Source organism: Segatella copri (assembly GCF_015074785.1).
Taxonomy (GTDB): Bacteria; Bacteroidota; Bacteroidia; order Bacteroidales; family Bacteroidaceae; genus Prevotella.
Genome location: NZ_CP042464.1, coordinates 806,644 through 829,750, shown reverse-complemented (window position 1 = coordinate 829,750; position 23,107 = coordinate 806,644). Strand labels below are relative to the sequence as shown.

Sequence of the window (23,107 nt, the reverse complement as noted above, 5' to 3'; positions counted from 1 at the left end):
ATGAAGAATGATGCTTTTATAAAATTGGTCGATGAAGCGGATACTGCTTACATTGACCTTGATACTTTCGGTATTACATTGGTAAGGGGTTGGCGAGAAGCTCTGCTGACCCCAGCCCCAGTAAAAAGCTATGTAACTAACGATAGTCGATTGGAACATGGACAATCGGTTATCGCTACATCGAAGTATGCAAAGAAAGATAAGCGTGAAGTAAGTATCTCTTTCTTTCTTGAAGGTAGTTCAGAAGAAGATTACTTACAGAAGTATGAGGCTTTCCTTGATAAGATAGCTTATTCGGGTGAATTTTGCTTGAAAGTTCCTCGCCTAAAGAGGGTTTTTAAACTTGTTTACACGCAATGCTCGCAGTTTGGTGATTACGGTCTAAAAAGAGGTAAATTTGTACTCAAATTAACGGAGTATAACCCGAATGATAGAATTAAGTTATGATTAAGATATATGATATTAACGATAAATTGCTGATGCAAGCAGAAGTAACATCAGCGGCTAAGAGAGAACAGGAAATGTCTAAGTCAGATTACATTTCTCTGTCTTTCTCTGCTGCTGAGAAGGTTATTCTGCCCATTGGTGCGTATATCAATTATACATATAAGATTGATAAAGTAAGAGAGGTTACTAGGAAGTTTCTTCTCTTGGAATCGTATGAGCCTACTCAATCAGATGAATGCTCTTGGAAGTACACTCCTCAATTCCAGCATCCGAAGATGATTCTATCGAAGACCCCATTCTTTATCTATACTCGTAATTCACAGAATGTAGAGGTAAAGCAAAATGTATGGTCTTTCGTAGGTACTACATCTGCACTTAGCGAAAAAATAAAAGATTTCCTTAACAAGGATTTAATGTTTGGCGAATGCGGATGGAAAGTTATCTTTTCAAATGTAACGGCAAATACTGTCAATGTATCATTCAGCGATAACGATTTTATTTCTGCACTTACAGCAATTACAAATGCTATTGGAGATAACTGCGAATGGCATATTGACTATGATGATGAAATTATCTACATCGGTAAGGTCTTAATCGGTGCAACTCCTGTCGTTTTAGAGGTTGGAAAGAATGTAGGTGTACCAAGTATCAATAATAGCAAAGAAGGCTACTATAACGCTTTCTCTATCTTCGGCGGTACTAGAAATATTACACAAGTAAATAGCAAAGGTGAGAATGTTTCATCTGGCGATATTCGTCTGCAATTAGATGAGGGCAATGGTACAATATTAATAGACGGAAAGGAACGCTCCTACTCTATTGATAAGTATTCTACCCTTGACCTTAGAGCGGATAAAACGAAAGAACCTCTCTTTACGAAGGTGCTTGATTTTTCTCAGATTTATCCTTCGCTCAATACCTATGTATATAATGTACGTGGGCGAGTTAAGTATGTGCTTGATGATAATAATAAGAAAATACCTATTTCTTATAATGCTGATGGCTCGGTTAAGGAATATAAGACCTTTACAGTATGGTATATGAAATTGGCTTATCCTGCTACAGAAAAAGTAGAAGGAAAGACAATTATCAATACAACAGTTGATGATGGCGTTACTCATTATTGGTATGACTTTGAGGTTACAGATGATTTGCTTATCAATGGTAAGAATATCGGATGCTCATTTGAACCAAACTTTAATACGGGTGCGCTTTCTACTCCACTTGCTGGTCGTGGCTCTAACGGCGAATATGTAGGCTTTGAACTTATCTATCATAAAGAGGCATCATCCTCGCATACGTCAGATGATGTTAGTGATAGTAATTTCTCTGTATTGGCTGGTGATTACGAAATTATCTATCAAGAGGATAATGAGGTCATTATACCTACAAATGAAGCAGAAATGCTCATTCCTCGTGGAGAAAGCAAACCTTCTTTGAAGTGTAATATCACGGTACTCTATAATATTGCAATGGCTGATACTATCTATTACGAGGATGCTCAAAATAGATTGTTAGAGAAAGCAAAGGAGGAGATTGTGCGATTACTCTCTGATTTGAATAACTATGAGGTTAAATCATATTCTGATGTATTCTTGGAAGATAACCCTCAACTACAAATCGGTCAGAGTATAACGTATAAGGACGGACACGGATATGAGCTTGCGACAAGAGTGTTGAAGCTATCGACTAATATTGATTACGACTTTATTCAGTCGATTACAATAGGCAATCAAGTAATTAAGGGCACTATCACGCAGCTCAAAGAAGACGTACAGACAATTATTGCGAGCGGAGGAAGTAGCGGTAACGGAGGTGGATATTCCGTTTCCCAGCTAAGAAAACTCATTGCGAAGTACGGAAGTGATAATTTTATATCTAAGCAGTTCGATGACATTGCAAAAGGCACTATCACTTGGGAAAAGCTCCAGAAGTTCTTGAAGGGAATGAAGGTCGGGGCGAACGGGGATTGGACTCTTGACGAACTAGATAACACCCATCTAACCACAGATTATCTACAAGTCAGAATGAAAGCAATCTTCGAGACCTTGGAAATATTGCATACAGACACATTGGGTGGTGAATTGTTCATCACCCCAGTAGGCAGTAACCGAATATTGAAGGTTGAGGAGGTGAATATTACCTATGATGGTGTTAGTCAGAAGGCTTACAGATGCTACTTCCTTGGTGAGCAAGATGGCTCAAAGGTGGAGAATAAATGGAAGGTTGGAGACCAAGCAAGGAGCAAGAGCTTCAATCTTACGGCAGGAAAGTATCATAACGTAGGCAACCATTACTATTGGAGGCTAGTCATCGGTGTGTCTTCCGAGGCAGTGGAGATAGATGGCAAGAAATATCATTATGTGGATTTATCGGACATCGACAAGGACGCAGCCAGCGATGAGCCTATGGTTGATGACATTCTGAATCAGTGCGGTAATAGAACGAACATCACAAGGCAAAGTTGCTTGGTATTCTCTGCCGTTGACACCTATTCCCCTTGCATAACACTCTATCACGGAGTTGACGGCTACACCTTTAATAACAAGGAGTATGTGAACTATGGCGTGAACCATTCCACGAACAAGGCTTTCTTCCACGTCTACGGAGATATGTACTTCGGAGACCGACCTACTAGTGCCAATAACTACGAGGGTGAATCCTATGTCAAGTTTGATAGCGAGACGAAGAAAGTTACCATCAAGGGAGAATTGGATATAAAGTCCACCTATGATGGCAAAACCTTGGATAAGTATATCGCAGACAAGAGACGCATTTTCGGTTCACAGCCAGTTCCCCCATACGACGTGAACGATATGTGGGTCAATGCCACCTATCCTAGCGATGGAAGTACCTACAAGAATGAAATCTTGAAGTGTTCCACCGCCAAGGCAGAAGGAGAAAAGTTCGATATTGCCGATTGGAAATTGGCTAGCAAGTATACCGATGACACGAAGGCAGAGGAAGCCAAGAAAGCTGCTGAGAAGGCGCAAGAAGAGATTAAGACGACACAGAGCAACTTGAATACCCTCGGAACGACCGTATCTAACAACAAGAAGGCTTTCGATGATTTTACCTCTGATGGCTACTTGGATAGCTCGGAGATTGCGGCTATCGCACAGGATAGCAAGCGACTGGAGGATGATTATAATGCAGCCGTTGAGTCGTATAATAATGTTGTTGGCTCTAAGTTCTTGTTGGATAAGGATGGTAATGAAACGACCTATAAAACGGATTTGGTTTCAGCTAAGGCTACACTCGATAGCGCAAAAAATGAACTCATTACCTATCTTTCTGACATCGTAAGCAGATACAACGCTTCTGATTCAAATGGAAAGGCTACCATCAAGGCGGCTGCGGCTCAGAAGTATACCAACTTCACGAATGCTTATAAGGCTTTCTACGACAAGCTGGGTGTGGCGAACAACTATATCACGTCTAATCTGTTTGATGGTCTCAATACTAAGCTCATCACTAATATGGCTGGTCTTGAATACATCAAGGCTGCTCTTGTTGATGGAGACACAGTAGTCAAGGGTGGTCTTATCCTCTCCACATTGATAGCCTTACGTAACGATAAGGGAAATGTTACCGCAGGTATCAATGGAGCGGACACGAAGGAGAATGGCATCGCCCTTTGGCTAGGTGGAAAGGCTATCGACAAGCAAGCCTCCACGACAACAGAGGAAGAGAAGAAAATTGCTGCCAAGTCCCTCTTGCGCTTTGACGGAACAGGCTATTTCGCAAATGGAAACCTTTGGTGGGACGCAGACGGTATTTTGCACGCAGACCCGACATCTTTCATTATCAACAAGAATAATGTTGGTGTTCAGCTTGCTCTCTTCGCTCCTATATGGAAAAGCGGAACTACAGATACGACAAAGTTGGCAAACGTCTTGTCTATCGACCCACAGAAGCCGTTCACTCATCTTGACGTATCGGGTAACGTGACAACCGAAGGTAGCTTAAAAATTGGTGGAATCTATCTATCGTATGATAGTGCCAACAATGCCCTTCGACTATCCAAGGATGCGGCAGGAAAGGAGGCTGCTAACTTCTATGCTCTTGGTGGTATTACCGCATACGGAAAAGGTGCAGGTACTACTGGCGGTGGCGGATTGAATGCAAGCGTAATCAGCTATGCGAGAATCATAAAGGGAGACTATACGGATGCGGACTTGACTAGCATTCCGAATGCCTATGCTATAAAGGCTCTCAGCAGCCGAATTGACAACATAGCCACAGAACTTGGCGGTCTTAATCTCTCTTGGAATAACATCACGGGTAAGCCATCAACATTCACACCTAGTGCGCATACCCATAAGTGGACAGAAATCACTGACCGCATCACGAAGGTAAGCCAGCTTACCAATGATAAAGGGTATCTGACTGCTCATCAGTCTCTCGCAAGCTATTATACCAAAGCGGAGATTGATGCAAAGGGCTATACTACCAATAAGGGTACTGTTACATCTGTAGCTCTTACCCTTCCTACTGGTTTGACGTGCGCAACAAAGGTCATCACAACAAGCGGTACGTTTGCTATTAGTCTTGCTTCGGGTTATTCTATACCGACAACGGCAAAGCAGACGGCTTGGGATGGTGCGGTATCAGCAAAGCATACTCATAGCAATAAGTCTGTACTGGACGGCATTACATCAACGAAGGTAACTTGTTGGGATAGTGCCTATGACTGGTACGCCCTTATAACTACTGACGAGGAGACTGCGGACGGCGTTATCAATAAGTGGAACGAGGTGGTGAGCTTCCTCGCCAATATTGCGCAGACAGACACTTTAAGTGGTATCGTTGATGGAATCAATAAGTCTATATCTGACGAGGTAACAAGAGCGAAAAAGGCAGAAGGGGTGAACGCTTCGGGCATATCCACCAACAAGACGAGTATCACCACCTTGCAGGGCTACTTTACAAGCGGTTCAGCGAAAAAGGCTCTCCAGCTCACAAATACTCGCAAGCTTTGGGGGAACTCGTTTAACGGTACTGCCGATATTAACGGAAGTATCATCGTGCCTGACGGAAAGTACATCTCCATCGGCAACATAAAGATGGAGTATGATGCAACCAATAAGGCGTTGAAGATTACGAACACTACGACTAACGAGGTGGCAAACCTCTATACTAGTGGTGGTGTTTCTGCCTATGGTGTTGGGACATCCTCATCCAGTGGTGGCGGCTTGAACGGCAGTGTGAAGAGTTATTCAAATGCCTTGAAGCTTACATCAGAATCGCTGAGTGAGATTGCCTCTGCCTACTCCATCAAGGCTCTTGATTCTCGTATCTCCAGCCTAGAAGGAGGCTCGGCTATGAACGTTAGTGTTAGCGGTAGTGGAAACGCAGTGACAGCCATCAGTAAGAGTGGAACGACTATCATCGTGACAAAGGGAACAACGTTCTTGACTTCACATCAGAGCCTTGCGAGCTACCTTACTAAGACTGACGCTGCCAGCTTGTATCAACCGAAGGGAAACTACCTTACCGCACACCAATCGCTCGATGGTTACGTGAATGCGATAGCAGTTAGCGGAAGTGGAAATGCCGTTACTGCCGTTACAAAGAGCGGCAAGACCATCACCTTCACAAAAGGCTCTACATTCTCGCTCAATGGGCATACACATACTTTTGCAAGTTTGACCTCTAAGCCAACAAGTCTCAGCGGATATGGTATCACAGACGGTGTGAATGCCGTTAGCGTAACAGGTTCTGGGAATGCGATAACAACCGCATCTATCAGTGGGCATACCTTGACCTTGACGAAGGGTAGTTCTTTCAGCTTGTCTAACCATACTCATTATGTGGGAACGACACAGGTGCAGGGCAGCAGTGCCGAGCAAGCCTTGACAGGAATCACCAAGATAGACAACATCTTGAAGTTGTCAAAGGCTAGTGTCACCGTCAACACAAGTTACAAGGCAGAGCAGAATCGCTTGGTGATTTATGGAACTACCTATGGCAACGATGCAAACTACATCAAGTCGGCTGGAAAGCTGTCCTATGGCGATGGCGGTCCGCAATTGGTTTTCTCAACTAGCGATAACCCTGATGCAAGTGGCGTTCAATCGGCTGCATTGGTTTATACTGACCATGACACTATAGGAGCAGGTGTAAGCCTTTCTTTCGTTACGAACCAAGGCGATGCTTACTTCATCGCTCCACACATCAAGGCACTCACGGCGTTCCAAGGAAACCTTGCGTGGAGCTATATCACCAACAAGCCAACCACTTTGTCGGGATTTGGCATTACGGATGCTTATACGAAGTCACAGGTGGATGCCATCGCCGCAAAGTACTTGCCTTTGACAGGTGGAACGCTCACAGGTCAGCTTAAGATTGTGGCAAGCGCATTGAATGGTGCTTACAATGGATTGCGCATTGGCGATGATTGCTACATAGGTGATTGTAACATTGGCAACACTATCGGCTTGATGGGCGTTGGCAACAACAACGCAGGAATGGTGAAGTTCGGCAAGGGAGGTATGCAATTCGGTTACAACGGCTCGAATCACATAGCTTCGACTACCGCACAATGGACAAACCTCAATGCGGATTTGCTCGATGGTTGGCACAAAAACAACATCGTATGGTCGGGAGCGGTAAACAGCAACACCGCAAGCCTTTCCCACTATTGGGCGAAGTTGTTTGACATTACCGTCACAGGCAACCAATATGATGATAGAAATTTCACGTTCCTCTTCTCCAACGGATTTAACGATACCTTTTCGGTTGTCGTGTTGAGAATCCGTCAGAATGGAGCGAAGGACTCTGGGGCATACAACTTTATCATATCCTTGCGTGAGTTGGTTGGAAACATGTCTTCAAGGTTGCGTGTGTACTACAACAATGCAACTGGCAATGTTCAACTTTGGGGAAATTGCCAACGTCAATATGGAAGTCTGTCTTACACAATCATCAAGAAGACAGGACGCACGTCTGCCGATTTCACAAGCCAAGGAACTTTGGTGACAAATATATCGTTCTCTGCGGCTCAAAGCTTGCCAGCAACCACAGGGGATAGCCCTTACACCTTGCTTGATGGTGCTACGAGAATTGGCATCGTGAATCAAGCAGACCAACTTGTAACGGCAAGAACCATCTGGGGACAGTCGTTCAACGGAACGGCTAACGTGAGCGGTGCTTTGAGCGGTGCGACCACCATCAGCGCAAGCAACACCATCAGTACCACCTTGCAGAATGGTGCGCTTAAGATTGGCAACAAGTTAACTCCTATTAGTGCCATTGATGCGCAAGTTATTTTCAACACAGGTGCGGCTATTCGTTTTGGTGAAACTGCTTGGGATTGGAATCAATGGGCTGGACTTAAATATACTCATTCTAATAAAACTATTTATCTTGGTATAGCTGATAATTCTGTGTTTAATGCTAATAGTGCACAAAGTAATGGTACACTTAAATTTCCAGGTATTACAACTATAACTCCTGATGGTGGAGCTAGAATTGGAGGTAGTGGTGGTGATTTATATTTAGGTAATGCTAATAATTCTGGTTTTGTGAAAGTTCAAGACATGTGTAGTCAAGTAAATAGTAGTTATTGGAACATAACACAATTCGGTAGTGCTACGTTTAAAAGTCTTACTGTTAATGATGTTATTAGTTGTGATAGTATTAGTGTTAGTAAAAATGCTGTTATTGCTGGTAATTTATCAGTTAACGGTTTAATAAATAATAAAGGTATATTACCTACAGATTATGACGTTAATAAGAAAGGAGCGGGTTGTTATGTTTCAGCTGATGCTTTATGTTCTGGAATTACTGCTATTACTGATAGTATACCAGTCGATAATCTTTCTATAGTTTATACTAATGATAACGGTAGAAATTGGACTAATTATAATATTTCAAATGATACTAAATTTAAGGCGTATGCGAATGTTGCAGGTGTTGATAGTTTATACTTAGGTAGAAATGTTATTACTGGTAATACTGATGCTGAAAAGTTAGCTCAAATAAAAAAGAACGAATTAATGTTTTCGTTTGACATTCCTAATTCTTGTTATTCTCAAGTATATTTTGCTTGTGTTGATATAGGACAAGGTGTTGGTGTTACTTGTACTGTAGAATATTTAAATAGTAAAGGTGTTATAGTCAATACTTATATTAAATATATGACCGGATGGAATCAGTTTAATTATATAAATTTATCTAATGGTAATACGGCTGTTGGTGTAGGAAATGATGATAGAAGATATATTCGTTTTAGATTTAAACATGACCAAAATACTACTGCATTACGAAATGCTTCAATAAATAAAATACGAATATTTGCTTTTACTAAGTATTCATTTCCTACTGATAGATTTATGGGGCATACAGGTCATATATATAACTTTGATTATAATATGAATACTTACTTCCCTAATAGCATTCTTGCTAAAGGTGGAGTTACAGCTTATCAATCTTCTGACATCCGCTTGAAGCAGGATTTGCGGAAGTTGGACTACTTGGGTATCATCAAGGCAATGGGTGGCACGTTCAGCTTTGCTTGGAAGAAGGACAACACAAGGTCTATCGGTTGGATTGCCCAACACGTCTTGTGCAACCCTCACTTAAAGGACATCGTGGAGACTGACGAGAAGGGCTACTACAAGATTAACTACTGGTCTCCGAAGCTGATTGCAACGGCATTCGGTGCTATCGAGCAGGTGGGCGATGAGGTCAGCAGGTTGAAGGCTCGGGTGGTCTTCCTTGAATCAGAGGTTCTGCGATTGAGTGGAGATAAGGAAGACTGCAACAAGAAGAGATTAGATAACAAGAATATTAATTCATTAAATTAGATTAGAAAATGGAGAATTTAAAAATTAACAAGAAGAGTGAACAGACAACCGCCACTTATACCAAGGGCGGCTATCGAGTAGAAATCACCTACAATGTTGACAAGACGGGTGGCAACATCGACAGCATCAATATGAGTATCTACGCAGATACCAATGGTAACTATCTCGGCAACGCGAACGCAAGCTACAACGGCAGCGAGCTGACCTACAACATCAGCGGTGTTCCGCAGAGCAAGCTCAGTGAGGTATCTGCATTGATTAAGGAGGTTAATTCCGCTATCGCCGCTAATATGGCAAGCGAGGCAGCAGAGTAGGTATCGTGAGCATTAACGCAGGGTGGCTCTTATAGAGCTGCCTTGCCTAGTGTTTTAAGTTCTAAAGATTAGCGTATGGAACGATTTATATTATAGCTTGCGAAAGTGTTCAATGTAACAGTAGAGCGAGTTGTAACAGAATTAGAAAATGAAGTTGAATATTTAAAAAAATAAAGATTATGTCTTACAATAGTGATAGTGGAATTATTAGTGCTCCTGTTAGCATTGATGATGTTAAACGAGCTCTTGGAGAGAGTAGCAATGACCTTGCTACTCTTTGTAAGAGTGAAAATATAAATATATGGAGTAAGTATAAACCTATTAGTTGTAAAGGTGAATTTAAAGAATATCCTATTAGAGAAGACTCTGAGGAAATAGTAAATTCTTCATATAGTAGATATACTTGTGTTGTTCGTTGTGGTATGAATATACCTATGGACACTTATAAGAACTTACGTTATAATTATGGAGGAGAAGGTTTTGCTATTGAAGCATGTAAAAATCTTTATAAAGATAATGTATATGGTAATAATGGTTATATTCATGATAACACAAGTACAAGTGTATCAGGAAAACATTTTCCAAAAGGTGGTGCTAATTCTCCTTATAGATTAAGTGATTTTAGAAACTATAGTAGTAAAGCAATAAGTAATGTATTTCTGACTTCTATTCCTCAATTTCATAACGTTGAAATTTATTATTCTTCAACTCCTAAATTTAATTGTATTCTATATAAGAAAACAAATGTGGATTATAATACAAATGTTACTATGGATGATATAATACCTGATTTATATTTAGGTTGGTCTTTTTGGATTCAAATTCGTTATGATTCACCATATAATGTTAATGATAAGATTTATAAAAATTATTATGTCGGTAATTGCAAAAAACCAACAGATTATGTATACGCTAGTAAAGAAATAACTTTTGATATAGGCAGTGGAGATAAGTTTATTGATATTGTGCCTTTTTTAGCATATACTCGTAATGCAACTTTATATGATAATACAAAAATAATTTTTATATCTCTTCCGGGTGCTATTACTTTTAAATATTATCCTAGACAAATTAATATGGAAAGTATTAAAAGTGGTTCTAGTGGTTTTGTTGATTTCTCATCGTTGAGAGAATTAGTTGGTGGTACTTGTATTTGTAAAGCAAGAATACATAAACTTCCTGATGCTACATTTACAGTTACTGATGGTATATTTAGAAGTGTTTGTGGTTATGGTAACAATAAGACAACATACGGAAGAGGTTATGTTTCTAATAGTTCTGGTCAAATTACAGGTTCTGTAACTATTCCTGAAGGTGATAGAACAGATTATGTTGATATATATATAAGATTTGATAATGTTTATGAAGGAGGTTATTATGGACAAAGATGTCAATTATCTTTTGAAATTAATATAGATGGTGGATGGAAACAAGTTCCTCCAGGTGGTAGTTATATTATGCATTAAAAAGCAGATGTTCTTAATATAACAAATATGCTAGAAATGTATTTGTGGTTTACGTTCTCACCGAGAAAGCAGACACGTTGCGACCTAGTGATTACCAAACGTGGGGAAGCTGATTTTTAAAATTCGTAAATTTTGCTCCTCCTGCATTGTTATTCGGAATTATTTTCTTAACTTTGCACTGTTAATAGGAAAGGTATTCTGCTATGGCAATCTGGCGAAGAATATTGTATAACATAAAAATAAAGAAACAATTATGAAAAAGATTAAGACAATTGAGGCAGTTGATGCCTACAGAACATTGAAGGCATTGAAGACATCATCAATGAGCGATGATGCCGCTATGCGAGTTTGGAAAAACATGAAGGCACTGCGCCAAGTAGCCGATACCTACGACAAGGATGTGGAGGAAGCGCAGCAGAGCTTGAAGGACGATAAGTTCGAGGAGATGCAGTGCAAGCTTCAGGAGTGCCAGCAGTTGGAGCAGAAGCACGCCGATGAAGGCTACGAATACACCAAGGACGATTCAGCCAAGTTCGCTGAGGTCAATGAGTACTTCTTCAATCAGAAGCAGAAGACCGAGAAGTACTTCAAGGAACTTGCCGACAAGGAGGTAGAGGTAGCCATCGAGGCAGTTGACGAGAAGGAGTTGTTCAAGGCAGCGAAAGATTGCGGCTTGAAGTTCGCTGATATGGAGACCCTTGATGTTGTGATAGGATAAACACTGATAAGTAGATATAGAAATAGCGTTAGAATTAGGCAAGAAAGCCGTTCTAACGCTATTTTTGTAGCCATCTACTTTCAGATTGTTACTTTTTATAAAGTTTAACACAGAAATATTCTCATTTTCGCTGGTTTTGTGCAAAAGAGTGTATCTTTGCAACATCATTTAATTTAAATCAATGAATTATGAACAATTAGCTATAGACAAAAGGAGGTTTATTAATATGACACTAGAACAAGAAGCCGAAGTCCAACGGTTGATAAAGGACATTGATGTGACGGAGCTGATGGATATGCTTAAGAAGCATGGTAATCGGTATAGCAGGAGAATATTAAAGTTCTTCCGCTGGTTCTGCAAGTATGTGCCTATCATTATTATGTTCTTCCACGCATACGGCATTTGGGAGTTCTCTCAGCATCCACGTGAGATGTTTATCCCATATAATGAAAATATGCCTTGCTATATCTTTATTTATTTCATGGTTTACGTCCTGCCGATGGTGACGATACTGGCAAGTAGATTTTTCTTCTTGTGCCAGTGGTATCGCATTCCATTTATGTACTACTTAGGCATCAATGCGGCTCATATTGTAGAGTGGAGTTGGTACACAACTAAAGATATGGTGGATTCCTGCTTTACGGTCATGGTCGTGACAACTATATTCTATTTGTATAGCTTTGCTAGAATGTTTGTTAATGATACGAAACTAGGACGTAAAATTTGTGCATAAGATATGGGAAAGATATTGAATTATAAGATACTCGGCACGGCTTTAAAGTCGCTCAGTGATGCTTGTTTCAAGGCAGACGAGCAACAGCGAAATGGTGAGAAAATTACCGCCTGCGGAATGAGCGATGATGACTTGGATAGACTATGCGACATCATCCCCGATATGCTCAACCCGATGCTATCTACCGAGGAAGTCAAGGAGAAACTTCACGTTTCTGATGCTACACTCAATCGTATGGTTGCTAGAGGCGATATTCCGAATGGCGAGTGTAAGAAACGAGGGCATACGAGATATTGGAAGAAGTGGGATATTCTTCACTTCATTAAGAGTAAGAGAAAATCATAACGTATAAGCCCTATCGCAGCACGGTCAAGCGAGCATATATGAGTATGGATTATATGTTTTGTACTTTGATTATAGTAGCGATGTTAGCAATAATAAATAGCACGTTCATCGCATATTTATACTATTCTTACGAGTATAAGAAGGTCGATAAGTACTTCTTGACTTGGGTTACGATGTCAACTATGATATTAATCATGTGGTTCGGGGAAGGATTGTATCTGTATCTAACAGATTAATGACGAAAAATTTGGTGGTTTCGGAATTATTGTCTATCTTTGCAATGCTTTTTGAGCATCGCATATTTGAGCATCGCATTTCCGAGCAGAAATGTGATATTTCCCCTGTACTATTGGCGTAGTATAGGGGAAATTTGTTTCTACTTCTATCCTAATAGTTGAACATGTAAGTGTTCCTTACAAGTTGAGTAAGAGAGGTAAGTGATTGCCTCTCTTTTTTATTTGGTGCAATATAATAGACAAAAACACACATATTTCCCCGAAAAATATACGCACTTTTTGCCTTAAATTATACATAACAATATATGATACTACCTACTATCAGCTTAAATCATTGATAATCAACCACTAAAAGAAAGTGTGATAGAGTTATATTTGCTCTTCTATGTTCTTTGTACCTTTGCATCCGTAATCGATTACATAGTGTTAGTTAATATTAAGGATTTCAAAAGATTGTATTATGGAAATGACAGATGCAAAGGTCGTAGAGAAGAAAATCTACGAAGAGGGAAAGAAGCACGATGATTATGCTTCTAAGGCAACAGGAAATGCTGGTCTTACCCTTGGTATCATTGGCACGGCACTCGGTGCTGGTGCTTGGTTATTTGGAGGTAATCGCAGTGTGTTTGGTTCACTCGGCGGCAATATGCCTGAGAACGTTAACATCAACGCTTACGGTTATGGCGCAAATGCGAATGCTAATCAGCCAACTGCCTTGCAGGTAATGGAGAAGGAATGCGCTGATGAGGTTAAGCTGCTTACCGACATGTTCGGTTTGAAGCTCGACACCGCTAACAAGTTCTACGCTATGCGTGAAACTGACATCGCAGAGAAGTTCTCTATGTATAAGGGTGCTAACGATGCTATCAACGCTGAGAACCGCCGTGCAATGCAGGCTGAGTTTGGTTTGTACAAGTCTCAGATTGATGCAGACTTTGGTTTGTACAAGAATCAGAGAGACCAGTATGACGCACTACAGGCTAAGTATAGCGACCTCGACAAGAAGGTAGCCGTTATGGAAGCCCTCACTCCTTACAAGGAGAAACTTATGATGGCTTACGTTAACGAAAAGACATGCAATTGCTTGCGTGGTCAGTTGGTACTCCCATCTACGCCAGTAATTTCGGGCTACGGCAGCTATTGCTGTACCGGTACTGCTCCTTCCACTCCCACTACAGGAGCGTAACAGAGCAAGAAAGTCCGTAAAAAAGACTAAGAAAAAATGAGTTGGTGAGGGGCGTTTGCCCTCGTTGGTGGATGCCCTCTCACCTCTCTATAATATATCACCAACTTTAAAGATATTTGATTGTTATGATGAATTTTGGTAACAGCCCATTATTGGATATGGGTACAAATCAGCAGCAGCCGCAGATGATGGATGCCGAGCTACAGAAGATGTACGAAGCAATACAACAGAAGCGAGCATCTATCAATATGCAGACGCAGGTATCTTCTACTCCACTCTTCGATGAGATAGATAAGATAGAGGATAGTTTTACAGATACTCAGAAGCAGTTCTTGATACAAAACCAAGAATACGTGGAGAGTTTGCAGTACGTATCTAAGCTTGTGCAAGATGAGGAACTACGCATTATCCGACCTCGTATAGAGCAGACAGAGCAAGGCAAGGAGGCTTTGAAGCATCACCTATCCATCGTAACAAAGCTAAAGAAGGAGATGGCTAAGGAGGAGGAACAGAAGCGAGCCTTGCTTGATGACTACCTCACCAATTATCCAGATATGGCATACAAGGATTATCTCGCAATGATTAATGGTCAGAATCAAGCTAAGAAGGGAGGAACTAAGAAATGAACGTAACAGAATTGAAAGAGAAACTGCTTACATCGCTTGATTTGTGGGCAGATGCTAGAATAGACGATATGGTTAAGGCTAACCAGATGCTCGCCATACCATCAGTGTACATGAAACGTGCGGCGCACAACATCATCGCCAAGCACAAGGATAGTTGGGGCAAGAGCATTGACAACGCTACCCTATTCATCGCCGATGAGAACGGAAACATAGATGCCAACACGATATTTGAAGATATGATGCAGATGCTAAAATCCGTGGAAGATTACAAATTCGATGTAGGTTTTATTCACGGACATATCGATAAAGGCGTTGTGTCTATTGACCTGCCGGATGGAATTGCAACCGCTATCCTCTTTGGAAGCAAGCGAAGCATCAACTTCACAGAGGAGGATTTTGTAGAGTTGAAAGATTTGATAATAGGTTAAAATATATAAGATATGGAAGCAAAAGAGATTATGAGTAAATTTGATGAGCTGTATGGAATGATGGCTTCATCAACCAACGTAAAGTATATGCACACATTCGGAGACACCATGCGTTGCATGATGCAGGATATGGCAGCCAAACACCCAGAGTTGGCGCAAGAGTATCTTGATAAGCTCTGCGCCATCAAATGGAAGAACTATCTCACCAAGAATGAGGCTTTGGATATTATCGGTAAGATGAATCCCGAAGCAACTTGGAATATGCAAGGATGGTTGGACGAAATGGAGAAGTTGGGCTTATGTATGGAGGATAAGCCATATTACAATGATTATGCGCTGTATATAGCCATGAATCAAGTAATAAGCGACCACGGAGAGACCATTGCCATAATAAAGGGCGAGAAATCTCTTTCTGATATAAATGAGGAAGAACTTGTAGAATACGCCTACAAATTAGCCCTTGACCTACTGAAAGATAAGGATGGCGTATATAATATAAGAGAATACTTTTTGAAGTAGATATACTGTTTGAATCATTTGTAAAGAGGAGCTTTTGGTAAGTTCCTCTTTATTTGTTTACACCCGATTATCTATTTTCTTTTGTCTTTCAATTTTAAAAGCTATCTTTGCATCAAAAACAAAATATGGTAGGACAAGTAGGAAATACGGGGACAAGAGCGGCAGGGATGATGCTATTCGGGGATGAGTTGAGTTGTATGTTACTCGATACCCGATGGATGCTCATTGCTATCGTTCTACTTATCATTGCTGACTATCGCTTTGGTTGTGAAGAAAGTAGCCTTCGACATAAAAATGCTTTAGAAAGCAAGAGCCCTCTCCTTGCTGATAGATATGAGTTCAGAGCATCACGGGCAAGGCGCAGAACTGTAAATAAATTTGTGGACTACCTTATCTATATAATGGTAGGTGTATCTCTTGGTAGAGCTTTATTGCCGCAGATTGATATTGATTATATTTGGGGTGGATGGGTTGTTACTGCATTTATTGCGGTAAGAATAGAGATTCCGAGCATAGTAGGACATTTCTTGTTTGTTCGTGGCGTAGCGGTAGAAAAGAAAACAATAAAGGGCTTCATTAAAGCCTTTATCGTAGCTCTTGCTAAATCAAAGAGTGAAGGTGTTGGTGATGCCTTAGAAGAAGGATTTAAAGCAACGGAGGATAAAAAATGAAAGTAACAAAAGAACAAATGAAAGCCATCATGCCGAAAGCTGGAGAAAGGATTGATATATATCTTCCTTATATCAACGATTACGCAGATGCTTTTAATATCAATACTCCACTTCGCATGGCACATTTCCTTGCACAAGTGGCTCACGAAACCGCAGAGTTGGTACACATGCGAGAAATCGGTAATGCTGACTACTGCCATAAGTATGAGGTTGGTAGGCTCGCAAAGATGTTGGGCAATACTCAAAAGGGTGACGGCTACAGATATAAAGGTCGTGGCTTCTTGCATTTAACAGGAAGGGCAAATTATCAAGCCTACACGAACTCAAAGTACTGCAAAGGTGATGTTGTAGCAGAGCCAAAGCTCTTGGAGAAACCGAAAGGAGCAGTAAAAAGCGGTATGTGGTATTGGTTAGTAAGAGGATTGAATGCCGTAGCTGATAAGAATGATATTGAAGCGGTTACAAAAAAAATTAATGGTGGAACAAACGGCTTGCCGAGCAGAACCAAATATTGGAAGAGAGCTTTGAAAGCCTTTAATATATTATAAGCTTATGAAATGGGTTAAAGATTTGTTTTATTGTTTATCAATTTCAATGCTTCTGTTTCTTATGACGCAGATAGTTATCGGGTGTACGGCTACCCCGAAGGTGGTTACCAGACAGACTTATATCAGCGATAAGCAGTCACATTGGGATTCGATATTTAATGCTAGACTTTCGGCGACCTTTGAACTCTATCAGAGAACTCAAAGTGAGCTAAAAGAAAATAGCAAGTCTGAAACAAACCATATTAGAGATAGCACTTCTACAATGGTTGATAAAGATGGTAATATTCTCAGACAAGCCAAATATCACTACGAGAGCCATAACTATACAGAGGTATTCGTACAGAAGCTCAGAGATAGCATTTCTTACTATAAATCATATAAGGATAGTCTAAGCAAGTATCGACTCAAAATCGATTCCTTAGATAAAGCTAAACAAGATTCTGTTCCATACCTTGTGTATATAGAGAAACCGATGAATAAAATAGATGCTACATTCTACCGATTAGGTAAGGTTACGGCGGTATTCGTGCTTCTCTTCATGGTAGGTATGATATTCTTGGCAATATATAAAAATAGAAAAAGATAAGACATTTTCAATAGTTACAGATACTTATAGGTTTTAGTTTTTTTTGGTTATAAGATTGTTAGGATAACAAAGGCGGTTACTCGTGAAGAGCAGCCGCCTTATTTTTTTTAGTATTTCTTTCCTCCGTGATGATACTCACGGGTCTCATTATAGCGCATCTTTAGATTAATGTGCTGTACAAGGTCGATACCTAGTGATTCTGCCCATTCAAAGGTAGCAACGATTATATCATTAAAATAAGCTTTACTGAGCAAAGAGTTATTCGGGGTGGCAAAATTTAATATACCTCTTGAAATGAAGAATGCATTAACTGTAAAATCTCTTGTTTTACAGAGTTCTACATTTTCTTCATCGGTTGTATATTTTGTTCTACATTTTACGTTTTTTAACCCCATAAGGTCAAATAAACGAATGCAGATGTCTGCCAATTCACTCTCAACAGTTCCCTCAATATGTTCGCCGTAGAATTTTTCAACCAAACCTCCGTGGTGGTCGTTAGCGATAACGCAATCAAGCCCACTTTTATCAAGGTCGTCCATCCAACGCCCGTTGCGGTCAGCTTGAACGGCTTCCGTAACCTCTGTGCTAATCATCATAACCCAGTGTGCCGTAGGCTTCTTCTCTTCGTGCCATCCGTGTTTCACGGCATTGTTATAAGCACGTTCTACCCATTCTTTAACTTGTTTTCCTTCTATTACCATAATTATCTGTATTTATGTTTATTACACCATTCCCAACAAACTGTGCCTTCTTCTTTATCGCAGCAAAAGCCATCACCATAAATACCTTCATTGGTAAATGAAATGCAATTACCGCAACAAGGCTCTTCATTATCTGTTTTCATGTAAATAACGTTTTATTGATTCATGCAATAACTTATTTTCATCGGTGAGTTTTCTAACCTCCTCTCGTAGCTGCTCTATTATATGTATATACGACATTTCTTCAAGAGTTTTCATTTTATTAATTCTAACGAAAATCCTTTCTTCGCAACGTGAACCGCCTTGCCCGTGGCTTTCGCTACCTCAGAAGAGAATAATACGGCATCGCCGTTGTTTGCACTCATGTGAATAAGCACTATCGCTTTCGTTCTTTCCAATTTATTCTCTTTAAGGCAGTTCAGACATCTTTCCAAGCTCATGTGAGTAGCTTTTGCTCTAATGCCAATCTTCTTAGGAATAATGCCCTCTCTCACACTCTTATCAACCAAAGAATCCATGTGATTGCATTCGATAAGGATATAGTCAAGCGGAAACGATAGCTTATATTTGATATGATGGCTATCCGTGAGAAAAAGCATATCTCCCATATCGGGATGATAAATGATAAAGCCGCAAGGCTCTTTGGTGTCGTGAACTGTATCGAAAGCTTTTATAACGAAGTTACCAATACGAAACTCTTTAAGCATCGGTATGGCATTATAATGAAATTCACCTTCCTTAATCTTCTTTTCTTCCAAAGTACCTTTGGTTGCAAAGATATTGAAAGGTCGTGCATACTGAAGAATAAACCCTGCGTGGTCGCCGTGGCTATGAGTAATCAAGCAACCGACAACCTTTTTGAGATTTCCTCCAAGTGCTTCTACGGCATCTTTTAAGGGCATTCCACATTCTATGATAAGTGCTTCATCATCATTCTGTAGGATATACCCATTACCAGAGCTTCCACTACCTAATGTAATTAATTGCATATTCTATACCTTTTTATATATAGGAGAGAGATTTCTCCCTCTCCTATCCGTCATTTTACTGCTGCTTAAACATATCAGGCATTTCCTGCTTACCCATCGGTTTTGCCTTAGGCTTTGTTTGAGCCGCATTTTCTGCGGTCTGAGCGGTTTTCTGCTCTTCGCTTGAGGAATTATTAGCAGCCTTATTTTCTTCCTTATTCTCGCCGTTATTCATATCGAGCGACTGAGTATTGGCTTGCTGTTCCTCTTGCTGCTGAGCTTGTGCGAGCTTCTCTTCGGCAGAAAGCTGCTCAACGTTATTAGCGGTAACCTCAGTATAATCGCCATCCTCCAAGTCTTCCTTAACAGCAAGACCGCAAGTAATCTCTGGGCAATAGGCGTTCTGAAATCTTGTAGCAGCACGATAACGAAGCATCTGCTCTGGGTCAGCTTGCCAGTTGCTACCTTTTTTATCATACCACCCTTTTATTTTTGCCTGGCGAATGGTAACAGTAGAACCTTTAAGTACTTCGCCTTGCTTATCTATTGCATAGGCATAGCAGCCCCAATCGTCTTTTCCTTGCTCACCAACAAATTCATAGCGAAGAGGTGTTGCGAACAATCCACTTGCATTGATACAAGCAATAAGGAATTTAGCGGAGAAAGAAGGCATACCATAAATTACCGACATATTTTGCATAATCATAAGTGGATTTGTGTGAATGCGCTGCGCTAAATCAATTGCAATCATTACATTACCTACGTTCCCTTTAAATGTATCAGGAATAATTGTGGACGCTGATAAAATCTGCGCCATTCTATAACCAGTATTAAAACTGTCTTGATTTGCGAACATATTAAGTCCGCTAACTTGTGGCTGTGAAACCACGATTCCATTTTCTTCCATAATTTCTATATTTATATTTTAAAGTGATTTTATCTCCAATGGCTGTCCGTAGATGCATTGCAAGTAGATAATCTGCTGCTCAACGGGCACGATGTGCTCTGCCGATTCTTTGCGGTCAACGAACAGAGGTACGAAGATATTTGAAGCCTTAGATATACCGCTGATAATATCAACGCCCATATCAATAACAGTTCCATCATTCGTATTATCGTAGTCAATACCATCCTTATCAATAGCGGTGCAGATTTCCTTCTCATCGTCATTGGTCTTATTCTGCTCATAGAACTTCCAACGAATGAGTGAGAAGTATGAATTTACCTTTTGCTCAACAAGATTAATCTTTGCCTTCTTGTAAGCTTTGATTTGGCTAATAACTTCACCACAATCAGCAATAATCTGAGATAACTCAACAGAGCGATGATTGAGCTTTTCTTTCTCTGTATCAATACGCTTATTAGTCTCCTCACCTGCGATTTGATTAACCAATACATCACGCTGAGAAGTAAGGGTCTTCTTTTTCTCCTTATTCTCTTCGATTGTAGCATCAACCTTCACAACAGGCTTACTTGCTTCAATATCGGCGAGGTCTTTATCAAAGACCACCTTTTCCGCAGCAGCTTCCCAAGTTTGATTCTGCTTCTCTGTGCGCTCGTCAATTAACTTCTGATACTCAGATTGGGCATTCTTTACCTTATCCTCATCTTGTGCCTTGGTAATCTGCTCATAGGTATTGATATTACCTTTGAGGACTGTCATCTGTTGCTTAATTTGAGCAGCCTCATTCTGTATTTTTGTGAGTTCATCAGACTTATTCTTATTGAACTCGGCAACGGCGTTATCATATTCCTTTGCCTTCATTTCGTCCGTATAAGGACGACCACAAACTGGACAAACATCTGTTTGCTTATAGTTAAATTTCTTTTCGTTAGCATTATTCCACTCTTTAATCTTGTTATTGAAATTAATAGTGACCTCTGCCAAGGAAACCTTGTATTTTGTATTGGTCTCCATATTTGTAGTATATGCAGATTTAGTGTCATTGAGTTTCGTTGAAGCCGTAGAAATCTTCTTCGTAAGCTCATCAATCGCCTTAATCTTAGCATCTTGCCATACCTTCTGTGCATTCGCAACCTTTACGTTATGCGCTTGCAACTTATTGAGGTACTCTTCCATAGCAGGGTCTTTCTCAGTCGTTCCCTCCAATGCCGCATCTATAGCAGCAATATCAGCATCAATCTTTACCTTCTGCGCTTTGAGAGCAGTAAAATCGGCATCAACTCTAAGAGCCTCTTGTGCCTGAACCTTTGCAGGTATCAAATCTAACTCCTCTTCCGCTTTCTTCTTTGTTGCCTTCTGCTGTGTAAGCATATCGGAGAGTTCTTTCTTCTCTTCAATTACGCCCTTATACACCATAGGATAAGGCTTCATCAATTCTTCTTCATTGATTTTGCCTGCCAACGACATAAGCATTTTTCTCCTGTCATCAACCTTATAAGACATAAAGATATTGATATTAGACAAAACGAGCCATCTTTTGAGCGAACAAAGTTCTTCGAGCTTGGCATTAAAATCTTTCTGTGAAAGAGGAACATCATTAATAAGTCGTTCTTGTGTAGTACTTTGCAACTTCTCATCTGCTGTACCCTTATTCTCCCAATTCTCAGTAAGGATACGCTGTACCTTAACCTCTCGCTCATCATTATAGTTAAGTACTACAGTGACCGAGGTTTCAAGATGATGAATAACATCATTATTAATATCAAGAGGTTGTACGGTGGCATTCTTCTTGCTAATAACGCCGAAGATTGCCCAAAGATAGGCATCATAGATAGTTGTCTTGCCTACTTTATTTGCGCCACTAATAACCATATTGTGGCTAAAGTTAATTTCTTGACTCCGAACCTTCTTAAAGTTCTGTAAAGTCATTGATTTGATTTCAATTTTCATTGTTGTTTTTATTAACGTTAAACGATTTGTATTCATTTCCAGCCCTAGAACCCATAAGCTTAATAGTCAATTCCTTGCGTATCTTATTACAGATAGCATTAACGGTATCAATATCAGCTTTTACATTCTTCTTTCGCTCCTCATTGGTTTCATTAGCTATCTGAGATAGCTTAGTTGCTCTTTCTGAATCAAATTTCATTAGAGCTTCCATAAAGTTCTGCGGATTAATAGTATTACCTACATATATCTTTCCATATCCTCCACCTACCAATGATTCCAAAAAGTAGGTAAGTTCGCTAGGAGATAGATAATAATAGATACTTCTTATTCGTCTTGCCATGAAGATAATTTGAAGACTATTAACAGAACTACCAGCACCGAGAAGTCTAAAGGTATCTAATAACTGAGCTTTTACCCATTTTAGAGCGAACCCTTCTCCATAATCATTATCTAAAGATGCTAATGTATTGGTATCTTTAAGAGCAGAAGTTAGTGAATATACTGGCTCTTTTCGCTTACTGATTAAAGGATAATTGGTTTCTACCCACTCTTCGAAATTAATCAGCGTTAAAGACCTCTGCTGCTGTTCTTGCGAAATTAAGCTCTGTTCGCTGCTGTTGTTGCTGTACTTCGTCATACTCAGAATATATTTCATCCTCCCAAGCACGGGAATTAAGATAAGTAAGAGGGTGTTTTTGATATACTTTCTGAGTGATTGATGCAACATATCGTGGCGTAGCTGCCATACAAGCGGCTCTATCCTTCTTAGTCATGTGCATCCACTTTTTTAAGCATTTCTGCTTACCGACACACTTACCATACATCTTCCACCATTTTTCAAACTCTTCATTTATAACAGAGATAGATTGTGGTGGGATAATCTCATAACCTTGGGATTCTAATAATGTGATTGCTTCTTGTATCTCCTTTTCCATATTTACACCTTATTAT

Annotated in this window: 21 protein-coding genes; 14 read left to right on the top strand and 7 right to left on the bottom strand. The window is 40.1% G+C overall.

The window, feature by feature from the left end; translation table 11 throughout:
• The 14 genes from FO447_RS03460 to FO447_RS03395 all read left to right on the top strand — a co-directional run bounded on the left by FO447_RS03460 (position 1) and on the right by FO447_RS03395 (position 17,633).
• The gene (locus FO447_RS03460; RefSeq protein WP_200757629.1) at positions 1 to 447 is read left to right on the top strand and encodes a hypothetical protein; all 447 of its coding nucleotides are present in this window, start codon (positions 1 to 3) and stop codon (positions 445 to 447) included.
• On the top strand, positions 444 to 9,257 hold the full coding sequence (locus tag FO447_RS03455; protein ID WP_200757628.1) for a hypothetical protein: 8,814 nt from the start codon (positions 444 to 446) through the stop codon (positions 9,255 to 9,257). Before FO447_RS03460 ends, FO447_RS03455 begins: the two co-directional genes overlap by 4 nt.
• Positions 9,258 to 9,265: 8 nt before the next feature.
• Entirely contained in the window at positions 9,266 to 9,571 is a 306-nt protein-coding gene (locus FO447_RS03450; RefSeq protein WP_200757627.1) for a hypothetical protein, read from the top strand.
• A 179-nt stretch (positions 9,572 to 9,750) separates the two neighbouring features.
• Positions 9,751 to 11,037: a hypothetical protein gene (locus FO447_RS03445; RefSeq protein WP_200758620.1), complete on the top strand. Its 1,287-nt coding sequence runs from the start codon at positions 9,751 to 9,753 to the stop codon at positions 11,035 to 11,037.
• 253 nt (positions 11,038 to 11,290) lie between these two features.
• Positions 11,291 to 11,755, top strand: coding sequence for a hypothetical protein (locus tag FO447_RS03440; protein WP_200757625.1), 465 nt, complete (start codon positions 11,291 to 11,293; stop codon positions 11,753 to 11,755).
• 181 nt (positions 11,756 to 11,936) lie between these two features.
• Positions 11,937 to 12,488: a hypothetical protein gene (locus FO447_RS03435; RefSeq protein ID WP_118063060.1), complete on the top strand. Its 552-nt coding sequence runs from the start codon at positions 11,937 to 11,939 to the stop codon at positions 12,486 to 12,488.
• A 3-nt stretch (positions 12,489 to 12,491) separates the two neighbouring features.
• Entirely contained in the window at positions 12,492 to 12,833 is a 342-nt protein-coding gene (locus tag FO447_RS03430) for a helix-turn-helix domain-containing protein (protein WP_118063062.1), read from the top strand.
• A gap of 696 nt (positions 12,834 to 13,529) precedes the next feature.
• Entirely contained in the window at positions 13,530 to 14,255 is a 726-nt protein-coding gene (locus FO447_RS03425; protein WP_200757624.1) for a hypothetical protein, read from the top strand.
• Positions 14,256 to 14,380: 125 nt separating this feature from the next.
• Positions 14,381 to 14,881, top strand: coding sequence for a hypothetical protein (locus FO447_RS03420; protein WP_200757623.1), 501 nt, complete (start codon positions 14,381 to 14,383; stop codon positions 14,879 to 14,881).
• Positions 14,878 to 15,309 (top strand): hypothetical protein, encoded by a 432-nt coding sequence (locus FO447_RS03415; RefSeq protein ID WP_200757622.1) that lies wholly within the window; start codon positions 14,878 to 14,880, stop codon positions 15,307 to 15,309. The genes FO447_RS03420 and FO447_RS03415 overlap by 4 nt, the downstream gene beginning before the upstream one ends.
• 30 nt (positions 15,310 to 15,339) lie before the next feature.
• Positions 15,340 to 15,828 (top strand): hypothetical protein, encoded by a 489-nt coding sequence (locus tag FO447_RS03410; RefSeq protein ID WP_203031483.1) that lies wholly within the window; start codon positions 15,340 to 15,342, stop codon positions 15,826 to 15,828.
• 125 nt (positions 15,829 to 15,953) lie between these two features.
• Positions 15,954 to 16,499: a hypothetical protein gene (locus tag FO447_RS03405; protein ID WP_200757620.1), complete on the top strand. Its 546-nt coding sequence runs from the start codon at positions 15,954 to 15,956 to the stop codon at positions 16,497 to 16,499.
• Positions 16,496 to 17,047, top strand: coding sequence for a glycoside hydrolase family 19 protein (locus tag FO447_RS03400; protein WP_200757619.1), 552 nt, complete (start codon positions 16,496 to 16,498; stop codon positions 17,045 to 17,047). Before FO447_RS03405 ends, FO447_RS03400 begins: the two co-directional genes overlap by 4 nt.
• 4 nt (positions 17,048 to 17,051) lie before the next feature.
• Positions 17,052 to 17,633 (top strand): hypothetical protein, encoded by a 582-nt coding sequence (locus FO447_RS03395; RefSeq protein WP_200757618.1) that lies wholly within the window; start codon positions 17,052 to 17,054, stop codon positions 17,631 to 17,633.
• Positions 17,634 to 17,740: 107 nt separating this feature from the next.
• Here the strand turns inward: FO447_RS03395 and FO447_RS03390 are convergent, their stop codons facing one another.
• The 7 genes from FO447_RS03390 to FO447_RS03360 all read right to left on the bottom strand — a co-directional run bounded on the left by FO447_RS03390 (position 17,741) and on the right by FO447_RS03360 (position 23,091).
• Entirely contained in the window at positions 17,741 to 18,334 is a 594-nt protein-coding gene (locus tag FO447_RS03390) for a hypothetical protein (RefSeq protein ID WP_200757617.1), read from the bottom strand.
• 2 nt (positions 18,335 to 18,336) lie between these two features.
• The gene (locus FO447_RS03385) at positions 18,337 to 18,477 is read right to left on the bottom strand and encodes a hypothetical protein (protein WP_200757615.1); all 141 of its coding nucleotides are present in this window, start codon (positions 18,475 to 18,477) and stop codon (positions 18,337 to 18,339) included.
• Positions 18,478 to 18,588: 111 nt separating this feature from the next.
• Positions 18,589 to 19,323: an MBL fold metallo-hydrolase gene (locus tag FO447_RS03380; protein ID WP_200757613.1), complete on the bottom strand. Its 735-nt coding sequence runs from the start codon at positions 19,321 to 19,323 to the stop codon at positions 18,589 to 18,591.
• A gap of 55 nt (positions 19,324 to 19,378) precedes the next feature.
• Entirely contained in the window at positions 19,379 to 20,209 is an 831-nt protein-coding gene (locus FO447_RS03375; protein WP_200757611.1) for a hypothetical protein, read from the bottom strand.
• A gap of 18 nt (positions 20,210 to 20,227) precedes the next feature.
• The gene (locus FO447_RS03370; protein ID WP_200757609.1) at positions 20,228 to 22,156 is read right to left on the bottom strand and encodes an AAA family ATPase; all 1,929 of its coding nucleotides are present in this window, start codon (positions 22,154 to 22,156) and stop codon (positions 20,228 to 20,230) included.
• Positions 22,146 to 22,793 (bottom strand): hypothetical protein, encoded by a 648-nt coding sequence (locus tag FO447_RS03365; RefSeq protein WP_200757607.1) that lies wholly within the window; start codon positions 22,791 to 22,793, stop codon positions 22,146 to 22,148. Before FO447_RS03365 ends, FO447_RS03370 begins: the two co-directional genes overlap by 11 nt.
• On the bottom strand, positions 22,714 to 23,091 hold the full coding sequence (locus tag FO447_RS03360; protein ID WP_200757605.1) for a hypothetical protein: 378 nt from the start codon (positions 23,089 to 23,091) through the stop codon (positions 22,714 to 22,716). Before FO447_RS03360 ends, FO447_RS03365 begins: the two co-directional genes overlap by 80 nt.
• Between the last annotated feature and the right edge of the window lie 16 nt (positions 23,092 to 23,107).